This is a genomic window from Roseomonas sp. TAS13 (genome assembly GCF_001950415.1).
GTDB classification, from domain to species: Bacteria; Pseudomonadota; Alphaproteobacteria; order Acetobacterales; family Acetobacteraceae; genus Roseomonas; species Roseomonas mucosa.
Genome location: NZ_BDLP01000162.1, coordinates 1 through 9,707, shown reverse-complemented (window position 1 = coordinate 9,707; position 9,707 = coordinate 1). Strand labels below are relative to the sequence as shown.

The window sequence follows — 9,707 nt, the reverse complement described above, 5'->3', positions numbered from 1 at the left end:
CCGGCCCGCCCCGCGAAGCCGGCGCGCCCGGCCATGCCGGAGCTGCAGGTGGGCCAGCCGGGCCCGGGGTTGGACGCGAAGCGCTGGAAGGAGCTGCGGAAAGGCCGCATCCGGCCCGAGCGGGTGCTGGACCTGCATGGGCGCCGGGTGCAGGACGCTCATGCCGCCGTGCTCTCCTTCATCCTGGCCGCCCATGCCGACGACCTGCGTTGCGTCGCCATCGTCACCGGCAAGGGTTCCGGCGAAGGCGGCGTGCTGCGACGGGAGCTGCCGCACTGGCTGAACCTGCCGCCGCTGCGAGCACTGCTGCTGGGCGTCGCCCATGCCCATGCCGCGAATACCGGGGCGGTGCATCTGCTGCTGCGGCGGCGGGAACGGGTGAAGGTGGCGCGGTAGCGCGTCGCGCTCCGTGGCTGGCTCCCGGGGGAGAGGCTCTGCCTCTCGCCCCGGCCCCCCTCTCCGCCGGGGACCGAAGCCGGCCCCCGGACCCCGGGCCTGAGTTGGCGCCTGCGGTGGACGTTGTTCTGCGGCCTGATCCCTGGGAGCAGGCGGCAACGCGGGGCTCCTGAAAAGAAGATAAGGCACCCTGTCCGCGCTGGTGGCACCGGCAGTCCGCCGGAGAGCGATGCTCTCCGGCGCGATCCGGCATCAGCGGGCGCCAACGAACGGGAGGTCCAGGACCCTCAGGGTCCTGGCGGATAGGGGGTCCGGGGGAAAGGCAGAGCCTTTCCCCCGGGATGCGGGACGCCACGCGAAGCCGCGGCCCGAACGAGAAGCGCCCGCCGCATTGCTGCGGCGGGCGCCTGTCTTCCAACAGAGCGGGGGAAATGCGCCGTCAGCGGTTCACCAGCTTGGCCGGCACCATCAGCACGATGGCCGCGCCGAGCACCAGGAAGCCTGCCAGCACATACATGCCCATGGCCGAGGACTGGGTCATGTCGCGCAGCGTGCCGATCAGGTAGGGGCTGGCGAAGCCCGCCAGGTTGGCCACCGAGTTGATGAAGGCGATGCCCGAGGCCGCCGCCGCGCCGGACAGGAAGGCGGTGGGCAGCGACCAGAAGAGCGGCGCGCAGGCCAGCACGCCCGCCGCGGCCATCGAGAGGAAGACGATGGCGATGGCGGTGCTGGAGGCGGTCGCCGCGACGACGAAGCCCACCGCGCCCAGCAGCGCCGGGATCACCAGGTGCCAGCGGCGCTCGCGCCGTGCGTCGGCGCTGCGGCTGAAGAACACCATGGCGACGATGGCGCAGATGAAGGGAATGGCGCTGAGCAGGCCGATGTTGAAGTCACCCGACACGCCGGAAGCCTTCACCAGCGTCGGCATCCAGAAGGTCAGCCCGTACTGGCCCATGACGAAGCTGAAGTAGATCAGGCACATCACCCAGACGCGCGGGTCGCGCAGCACGACGAAGACCGACTGGTGCTCGTCCTTGCCGCTGCTGTCGGCGGCGATGTTGCGCGCGAGGATGTCCTTCTCGTCCTGGGCCAGCCACTTCGCGCTCTTCACGCCATTGTCCAGATAGGCGAGCAGAACGAGGCCCAGCACGACGGCGGGCACGGCCTCGATCAGGAACATCCACTGCCAGCCGCTCCAGCCTCGGATACCGTCGAAGCTCTGCATGATCCAGCCGGAAAGCGGATTGCCGAAGATGCCGGCCGCCGGGCTGCCCGCCTGGAAGATGGCGAACATCTTGCCGCGGCGGTTCGAGGGGAACCAGTAGGTGAGATAGAGGATGACACCCGGGTAGAAGCCGGCCTCCGCCACGCCGAGCAGGAAGCGCAGCACGTAGAACTGCCAGGCGTTCTCCACGAACATGAAGAGCGCGGAGAGGATGCCCCAGGTGATCATGATGCGCGCCATCCAGACGCGGGCGCCCACCCTGTGCAGGATGATGTTGCTCGGCACCTCGAAGAAGAAATAGCCGAGAAAGAAGATGCCGGCGCCCAGGCCGAAGACCGTCTCGCTGAAGCCCAGCTCCTGCGACATCTGCAGCTTGGCGAAGCCGACGTTCACGCGGTCCAGATAGGCCACGACGTAGCAGAGCATCAGCAGGGGCATGATGCGGAAGGCGACCTTGCGGTACAGGCCGTCCTCCGTCGCCGCCGGAGCAAGGCTCGCGGCGCCGGCATGTGCGCTCATAATGTTCCTCCAGATCGGCCGCGCCGGCGTCAGCGGGGCGCGGCGGACCGTGTTGTCAGTTGAAGGTCCGGAGAAGGTCCTCGACCTGCTCCGCGGTCAGTTCCCTGGCTTCACGGCCTTGCAGCAGCAGCGCCAGCTTGGCCGCTTCCTCCAGCTCCTCCGCGGCATAGACCGCGTCGGTCAGTGTCTTGCCGGACACCACTGGCCCGTGATTGGCGAGCAGCACCGCGCGGGCCTCGCGGGCGGCTTCGTGGATGTCCCGCTCCATCGCCGCGTCGCCGGGGCGGTAGTAGCGGATCACCGGCAGCGTCCGGCCCACGCGCATGACGAAATAGGGCGTCAGCGGCGGGATCGGCGCCGTGTCCTCCGGCCCGGCCAGGCAGCCGATGGCGGTGGCGTAGGTGGAGTGCAGGTGCACCACCGCTCCCGCCTCCGGCCGCGCGGTCAGCACGGCGCGGTGCATGAAGACCTCCTTGGAGGGCTTGTCGCCGCCCACATGCCGCCAGTCCGGGTCGAGCCTGCTGATGCGCTCCGCCTTCAGCCGGCCGAGGCAGGAGTTGGTCGGCGTCATCAGGTAGCCGTCCGGCAGGCGCACGCTGATGTTGCCGGCGCTGCCGACGGAATAGCCGCGTGCGAAGAGACTCGCGCCGAGTTCGACGAGAAGTTCACGCAGTTCGGACTCGGTCATGTTCGCATGTCCCTGCAGCAGAGGTCGGAGGTCAGCGGACGAATTCGTCCTTGTACTGTTGCACCACGGCGTCGAAATCGCCGTCGCGGGTGAAGCCGAGGGCGAGCGGGCGGCTCACCTCGAAATCGCCGGGCCAGGAGCACACGATGTCGATCACGCGCTGCTCCGGCTCCTCGGTCACCAGGGCGCGCGGGGCGGGGCCGCCGACGCGCTCCAGGCTTTCCAGCATCTGGCCCACGGTGACGCAGATGCCGGGCAGGTTCAGCACCCGCCAGCCGCCGATGCGCTCGCCCGGCACGGCCAGGGCATGGACGAGGTTGCTCACCACCACATCCGGGGAGGAGAGCCACATCCGCGTTTCCAGCGGCACCGGGCAGTTGGAGGCGATGCCGGCCAGGGGCTCGCGGATGATGCCGCTGGCGAAGGAGGAGGCGGCGGAGTTCGGCTTGCCCGGGCGCACCACGATGGTCGGCAGGCGGCAGACGCGGCCATCGACGAAGCCCTTGCGGGAATAGTCGTTGACCAGGATCTCGCCGATCGCCTTCTGCGCGCCGTAGGAGGACGCCGGCATGGTCGCCATGACCTCCGGCACCACCGCCGGCATCTCACCGCCGAAGACGGCGAGCGAGCTGGCGAAGACGAAGCGGGGCGCCTTGCCGGTGGCGCGGGCGGCCTCCAGCAGGGCGCGCGTGCCATCCACGTTCACCCGCATGCTCAGGTCGAAATCCTGCTCCGACTGGCCGCTCAGCACCGCCGCGAGGTGGTAGATGCCCGCCGTTTCCGCCGTGACCAGCCCGCGCACGAAACCCGGGTCGGCGATGTCGCCGGTGACGGAGGAGACGCGCGCATCGTCCACCGGGCAGGGGGCGAGATCGACCGAGACGATGCGGTCGAAGGCAGGCAGGCCTTCCTTCTTCCCGGCGCCGGCCAGGAGGGCGCGGATCACGCGGCTGCCGAGGAAGCCGGCGCCGCCGGTGACGATGATCTGCATGGACATGCTCCTATCCCTCCGTCCCCGGCACGGCGATGTGCAGGGCGAGGCCCCGGTGGATGATCGCGTCGCGCACATCCTCGGGCAGGTTGGAATCGGTGACGATGGCGGACAGCGCCTCGAGTGGCAGGGCGTTGAAGGTGCCGATGCGCCCGTACTTGCTGCTGTCCGTCACCAGGATGCTGCGGGAGGCGCTCTGCGCCACCGCCCGCTTGACCGCCACCTTGTTCTCCGACGGCGTGGAGACGCCGCGCAGGCCGAAGGAGGAGGTCGAGATGAAGGCGAGGTCGAAGTTGAAGCGGCGGATGGCCTCCGCGGCGGGGTCGCCGACGCAGGACTGGTTCTCGCGCTCCACCTGCCCGCCGGTGTGGTAGAGGCGGCAATCCGCCTCCCGCATCAGGAAGGCGGCGATGACGAAGTCGTTGGTCACCACGGCGATGTCGCTGCGCCCGGCGAGGCCCCTGGCGATCTCCAGCGTCGTGGTGCCGGCATCGAGGTAGAGGATGCCGCCGCGCGGGACGAAGTCCAGCGCCATGCGGCCGATCGCCACCTTCGCCGCATGGGCCATCACCGCCTTGCTGACATGCGAGGGCTCGAAGGAGATGCGCTCCGGCAGGCGGATGCCGCCCGCCACCGACATCACCTGCCCTTCCCGCTCCAGCTGCTGGATGTCGCGCCGCACGGTCATGTGCGAGACGTCCAGCAGCTCGGTCAGCTCGCTGATGCTCAGCACGCCGCGTTCGGCGAGGCGGGCGAGGATCAGCTTCTGACGCTCGGCGGGGATCATGCCGGCCTCAGCGCGCCCCGGAGGCGGGCGTCTTGTAGGGGGCGAACCAGCCCAGCCCGGCCGTGGTCTCGCCGCGCGGGTTGTACTCGCAGCCCACCCAGCCCTTGTAGCCGACGCGGTCGAGCACGGCAAAGAGGTGCGGGTAGTTCAGCTCGCCCTCGTCCGGCTCGTGCCGATCCGGCACCGAGGCGATCTGCACATGGGCGAACTTGCCGTCCATCTTCCCGATCAGCTTCGTCAGGTCGCCGTCCATGATCTGCGCGTGGTAGAGGTCGAGCTGCACGGAGACGTTCGGCCGCCCGACGCGCTCCACCAGCGCCACCGCCTCCAGCTGGTGCGCGATGAAGTAGCCGGGCATGTTGCGGCTGTTGATCGGCTCGACCAGCAGGGTGATCCCTTCCGGCGCCAGCATGTCGGCGGCGTAGCGGAAGTTCTCGACGAAGGCGTTCTCGCAGGCCGCGCGGTCCATGCCGGCCGTGATGCCGGACATGCCGTGCAGCGTCCGGCAGCCCAGCGCCTTGGCATAGCGCAGCGCGATGGCGACGTTGTCGCGGAACTCCTGCTCGCGGCCCGGGATGGCAGCCATGCCGCGCTCGCCATTCGCCCAGTCGCCCGGCGGCATGTTGAACAGCGCCTGGGTCAGCCCGGCGGCCTTCAGCTTCTCCGCCACCGCTTCCGGCGGGTGCTCGTAGGGGAAAAGGAACTCCACCGCCTGGAACCCCGCCTCCGCGGCCGCGGCGAAGCGGTCGAGGAAGGGAAGCTCGGTGAACATCATCGAGAGATTGGCAGCAAAACGCGGCATGTCGTCCGTCTCCTCACCCTGACCCTCAGGCCGCCAGGTCCTGCGCTTCGAAGAAGAAGCGCTCGCCTCCGAAATTCCCCGACTTCAGCGCCAGGGAGAGCGGCTTCCCCACCGCCTTCACCCAGGGCACGCCCGGAGCGATCTGCGGCCCGATATGGAAGCCTCCGATGCCCAGCGACTGGGTGACGATGCCGGAGGTCTCGCCGCCCGCGACGATGAACTGGTCGAAGCCCGCTGCCTCCAGCCTGCGCGCCAGGGCGCCGAAGACGCGCTCCACCGCCTCGCTCGCCTCGGCGGCACCGAAGCGGGCCTGGATCTCCTTCAGCTTCGCCGGCTCGGTGGTGGCATAGACCAGCGGCGCCCATTCGCCCGCCGGCTGCGCCAGCACCCAGTCCGCCAGCTCCCGCGCATAGGCCTCGGCATCGCCCAGGCTGCGCTCCACCTCGACGAACAGGGCGGGCGCGGCGGCGCGATAGGCGGCCACCTGGGCATTGGTCATCTGCGAGCAGGAGCCGGACAGCACGATGGCGCGCCCCTTCGCAGGGCGGCCTTCGGCGGCGGCGCTGGCGGCATCGGCTTCGGTCTTCCAGGCCCGCGCCATGCCGTCGGCGAGGCCCGAGCCGCCGGTGACCAGCTTCATCTCCGCCACGGCCTGGCCCATCACCACCAGATGCGCGTCGCTCAGCGCGTCCAGCACGGCATAGCGGAAGCCCTTGGCCTTCAGTGCCGCCAGCGCCGCGCGCACGGCATCGGCACCCTGGTCCATGACCGTACTCGGCACGTTGCCGGTCTTCCCGCGCGACTGCGCGTCCATCAGCCGCATCAGGTTGCTGTCGGTCATCGGCGTGACCGGATGGTGCCGCATGCCGGATTCCTCCAGCGGCACGCCGTTCACGAAGAGATAGCCGTTGTAGATGGTGCGCCCGTTCACCGGCAGGACCGGGCAGATCACCGTGAAGTCCTCGCCCAGCGTGTCGAGCAGCGCATCCGTCACCGGGCCGATATTGCCCTTCGGCGTGCTGTCGAAGGTGGAGCAGTACTTGAAGAAGAACTGCGAACAATCGCGCGCCTGTAGCCAGCGCAGCGCGGCGAGGCTCTGCGACACCGCCTCCTCCACCGGGCAGGAGCGGGTCTTCAGGCTGATGACCACGGCATCGGCCTCGACCGCCAGATCCTCCGGCGGCACGCCGTTGAGCTGCACGGTGCGCAGCCCGTTGGCGACCAGGAAGCCGGCGATATCGGTGGCGCCGGTGAAGTCGTCCGCGATGACTCCCAGGCGCATCGGAAGGGGGCGCATCACCTGGTCTTCCCTTCCACGCCCGGCAGCTCGATGCCGGCGAAGGTCTTAATCACCGCCGCATCGTCCTCGCGCCCATGGCCGGCGTTGCTGGCATTGGCGAACATCGTGTAGGCGGTGCTGGCCAGCGGCAGCGGGAAGCCCAGCGACAGCGCCGTCTCCGTCACCAGCCGCAGGTCCTTCACGAAGATGTCCACCGCCGAATGTGGCGTGTAGTCGCCATCGACCACATGCTTCATCCGGTTCTCGAACATCCAGCTGTTGCCGGCGGCATTGGTCACCACCTCGTACATCGTGCCGAGCGGGATGCCGGCCTTCGCGGCCAGCGCCATCGCCTCGGCCCCCGCCGCGATATGCACCCCGGCGAGGAGCTGGTGGATGATCTTCACCGTGGCGCCCAGGCCGATCTCGTCGCCGATCTCATAGACCTTGCCCGCCACCGCATCGAGCACGGGGCGCAGCCGGTCGAAGGCCTGCTTCGGCCCGGAAGCCATCACCGTCATCTGCCCCGCCGCCGCCTTGGCGGCCCCGCCCGAGACCGGCGCGTCCAGCATCAGCAGGCCCATCGCCTCCAGCTCCGCGGCCAGGGCGCGGGAATCGGCGGCGGAGATGGTGGCGGAGACCATGACGCCGGTGCCAGGGCGCAGCTTCCGCGCCAGCCCGTTCTCGCCCAGTAGCACGGCGCGGCACTGCGCGGCGTTCACCACCAGCAACAGCACGGCATCCAGTTCCCCGGCGAAGGCAGAGGCATCCGGCCCCGCCGCCACGGCGCCAGCCTCGGTCAGCGCCTGACAGGCCGCCGGGTTCAGGTCCGCGCCATAGGTCGCCAGCCCGGCCGCGAGGCAGGAGCGCGCCGCGCCCATGCCCATGGAGCCGAGGCCGACTACACAGGCCCGGTACCGGTTGTCGCTGCTCATCGGTCCTCCGATGTGAATTTCTGTTCGCCCGCTTGCGCGTGGCGGCGGTTATAAACCTGCTGCCGGCGCTGTTAAGCGAGAAAAGCACAAAATTTCACATCCGGAGACTAGTTTTTCACGCCCTGGCGGGCAACGGACAGCCGTCGTTTGCGGCGCGAGTGCCGGGGCCTCCCGGCCGTTCTCGTCCCCGCCACGGGAACGCCACGCGTGGGGCCACAAATGGAAACCGGGAGGAGGCGCATGGCCTCCTCCCGGCGGAAACGGTACCGCGTGGTTCAGGCGGCTTCGTAGGCGACGGTCTCCTTGCCGGAATCGCCCACCACCAGGAAGACGGTGGCGTCGCTGAAGTCGTCGTTGCGGAAGTAGTGCGGCCGCCCGGCAGGGGTCTTCACCACGTCGAGCGGGCCGAGCTTCGCTTCCACGACCTTGCCGTCATCGCCGACCCATCCGACGGTGACGCAGCCTTCGAGCACGAGGTAGGCGTCCTCGACATCGCGCACATAGGGCTTCACGCCGACGCCGCGGGGGATGCCCAGCATCTCCTTGCGCGCGGTGGTGGACTGCACGCCACCCTCGCCGACATAGACCTTGCGGAAGAAGCCTGCCTTCTCCGCGATCACCGGCTGCTGGGTGAAGCGGATGACGTGGTGCGCCATGAGCTGCTGCAACGGGTGCGCGCCCTCGGTGGACAGCATCTCCGTCTGGCCCGGCTTGGCGCCGAAGGCACGGGCGAGCGCGGCGTCGGTGTCCTTGGGGTGATAGACATAGCGCGGGGGCTGCGGCTTGCCGACATCGACGCTGATGCTCATCAGCACGGGCTTCACGCCCTCGTTGCGGAAGCCGTGCGGCACGTCGCGGGCGTTCAGGATCATGTCCTTGGGACCGAGCTTGACCTCGACCACCTGCCCGTCCTGCTCCCAGCCCACGGTCAGCACGCCGTCGATGATGAGGAAGCTCTCCTCGATCTCATGCGCGTGGCAGGCCGCGTACTTGCCCGGCTCCTTGTGGATCAGGCTCAGCGTGAAGTTGTCGGCCTTCATGGTGGAGGTATCGCCGACCTTGGGCGAGCCGCCGGCGCCGATATAGCGCATCTGCGCGCGGGAGAGTTCCGGAAAGCCGCGGTTCGAGGGGAAGGCGTCCCAGTCGAAGGCCTTCTGCGCGTGCCGGCCGATGTGGCGCTGCAGGTCCGCTTCCAGCGGGACCGTGGCGGGCGGGGCGATGACGTTCATCCGGAACTCCTTTCTTGCAGGTGCGGCCGTGCCGTCCGGAAACTCCTGTAGCCGCGTTCCTGTTTGCCTGCTATACGCTGTTTTATGGGTAAACACATTTTGGATACGGAGGTGCCCCCGGTGGCGGCAGGCGGGGAGGCGGATGACCGCTACCTCGTCCCCGGCCTCGTGCGCGGGTTGCAGGCGCTGCAGGCCTTCACGCCCGAACGCCGCCGCATGACGCTGGTGGAAATCGGCGCGGCGCTGGGCATCACCCGCTCCGCCGCCTACCGGCTGGTCTATACGCTGGACCAGCTAGGCTTCCTGGTGCACGACCCGCAGACGCGTACCTATGCGCTGGGTCCGGCCGTGCTGCGCCTGGGCTATGGTTATATCGCTTCCCGCGACCTGCCCGAGGTCGCCGCGCCGCATCTGGAGGCGCTGCGCGACCGCACCCAATGGTCCGCCCATCTGGGGGTGCTGGAGGGGCGCGACGTCGTCTACCTGATGCGGATGCCGACGCGGCGCGCCGTGTCCTCGGTGGTGCAGGTCGGCTCGCGCCTGCCCGCGCATGCCACCGGCATGGGGCGCGTGCTGCTGGCGGGGCTGGAGGATGCGGCGATCGAGGCGCTGTACCGTGACACCCGGCTGGAATCCTACAGCGGCCGCACCCCGGCCACCCTGCCCGCGCTGCTGAAACAGGCCCGGCTGGACCGCGCCTCCGGCACCGTCACCAATGTCGCGGGCTACGAGGCCGGGGTGACGAGCATCGCGGCCCCCATCCGCGATGTCTCGGGCCGCGCGGTGGCGGCGATCAACATCTCCACCGTCGCGCTGCTGGTGACGGAGGCCGAGCTGCGCGGCCCTCTGGCGCAGG

Annotated in this window: 10 protein-coding genes; 2 read left to right on the top strand and 8 right to left on the bottom strand. The window is 69.4% G+C overall.

Features of this window, described 5'->3' with window-relative positions; translation table 11 throughout:
* The coding region (locus ROTAS13_RS13520; RefSeq protein WP_075822598.1) for a Smr/MutS family protein at positions 1-396 on the top strand (396 nt) is incomplete at its 5' end.
* Between the two features lie 439 nt (positions 397-835).
* Here ROTAS13_RS13520 and ROTAS13_RS13515 read toward each other — a convergent pair.
* From ROTAS13_RS13515 to ROTAS13_RS13480, 8 genes are all read right to left on the bottom strand, one after another.
* Complete coding sequence (locus ROTAS13_RS13515; protein WP_019460980.1) at positions 836-2,140, bottom strand: MFS transporter; 1,305 nt, start codon at positions 2,138-2,140, stop codon at positions 836-838.
* Between the two features lie 55 nt (positions 2,141-2,195).
* Positions 2,196-2,828: an aldolase gene (locus tag ROTAS13_RS13510; protein WP_019460981.1), complete on the bottom strand. Its 633-nt coding sequence runs from the start codon at positions 2,826-2,828 to the stop codon at positions 2,196-2,198.
* A gap of 31 nt (positions 2,829-2,859) precedes the next feature.
* Positions 2,860-3,825, bottom strand: coding sequence for a D-erythronate dehydrogenase (gene denD / locus ROTAS13_RS13505; RefSeq protein ID WP_083755523.1), 966 nt, complete (start codon positions 3,823-3,825; stop codon positions 2,860-2,862).
* A 4-nt stretch (positions 3,826-3,829) separates the two neighbouring features.
* Positions 3,830-4,606, bottom strand: a complete 777-nt coding sequence (locus tag ROTAS13_RS13500; protein ID WP_019460983.1) for a DeoR/GlpR family DNA-binding transcription regulator — start codon at positions 4,604-4,606, stop codon at positions 3,830-3,832.
* A 7-nt stretch (positions 4,607-4,613) separates the two neighbouring features.
* On the bottom strand, positions 4,614-5,408 hold the full coding sequence (gene otnI / locus ROTAS13_RS13495; RefSeq protein ID WP_075822595.1) for a 2-oxo-tetronate isomerase: 795 nt from the start codon (positions 5,406-5,408) through the stop codon (positions 4,614-4,616).
* Positions 5,409-5,433: 25 nt separating this feature from the next.
* On the bottom strand, positions 5,434-6,690 hold the full coding sequence (gene otnK, locus ROTAS13_RS13490; protein WP_075822597.1) for a 3-oxo-tetronate kinase: 1,257 nt from the start codon (positions 6,688-6,690) through the stop codon (positions 5,434-5,436).
* 14 nt (positions 6,691-6,704) lie between these two features.
* The gene (ltnD, locus tag ROTAS13_RS13485) at positions 6,705-7,622 is read right to left on the bottom strand and encodes an L-threonate dehydrogenase (RefSeq protein WP_019460986.1); all 918 of its coding nucleotides are present in this window, start codon (positions 7,620-7,622) and stop codon (positions 6,705-6,707) included.
* Between the two features lie 275 nt (positions 7,623-7,897).
* On the bottom strand, positions 7,898-8,851 hold the full coding sequence (locus tag ROTAS13_RS13480; protein ID WP_075822594.1) for a cupin domain-containing protein: 954 nt from the start codon (positions 8,849-8,851) through the stop codon (positions 7,898-7,900).
* 111 nt (positions 8,852-8,962) lie between these two features.
* On the opposite strand from ROTAS13_RS13480, the gene ROTAS13_RS13475 reads away from it, so the two are divergent.
* The coding region (locus ROTAS13_RS13475; protein WP_253187681.1) for an IclR family transcriptional regulator at positions 8,963-9,707 on the top strand (745 nt) is incomplete at its 3' end.

Coding starts and splice junctions, on each gene's coding strand:
- ROTAS13_RS13515 (WP_019460980.1), bottom strand. CDS start 2,140: ATGAGCGCACATGCCGGCGCCGCGAGCCTTGCTCCGGCGGCGACGGAG.
- ROTAS13_RS13510 (WP_019460981.1), bottom strand. CDS start 2,828: ATGACCGAGTCCGAACTGCGTGAACTTCTCGTCGAACTCGGCGCGAGT.
- denD (WP_083755523.1), bottom strand. CDS start 3,825: ATGTCCATGCAGATCATCGTCACCGGCGGCGCCGGCTTCCTCGGCAGC.
- ROTAS13_RS13500 (WP_019460983.1), bottom strand. CDS start 4,606: ATGATCCCCGCCGAGCGTCAGAAGCTGATCCTCGCCCGCCTCGCCGAA.
- otnI (WP_075822595.1), bottom strand. CDS start 5,408: ATGCCGCGTTTTGCTGCCAATCTCTCGATGATGTTCACCGAGCTTCCC.
- otnK (WP_075822597.1), bottom strand. CDS start 6,690: ATGCGCCTGGGAGTCATCGCGGACGACTTCACCGGCGCCACCGATATC.
- ltnD (WP_019460986.1), bottom strand. CDS start 7,622: ATGAGCAGCGACAACCGGTACCGGGCCTGTGTAGTCGGCCTCGGCTCC.
- ROTAS13_RS13480 (WP_075822594.1), bottom strand. CDS start 8,851: ATGAACGTCATCGCCCCGCCCGCCACGGTCCCGCTGGAAGCGGACCTG.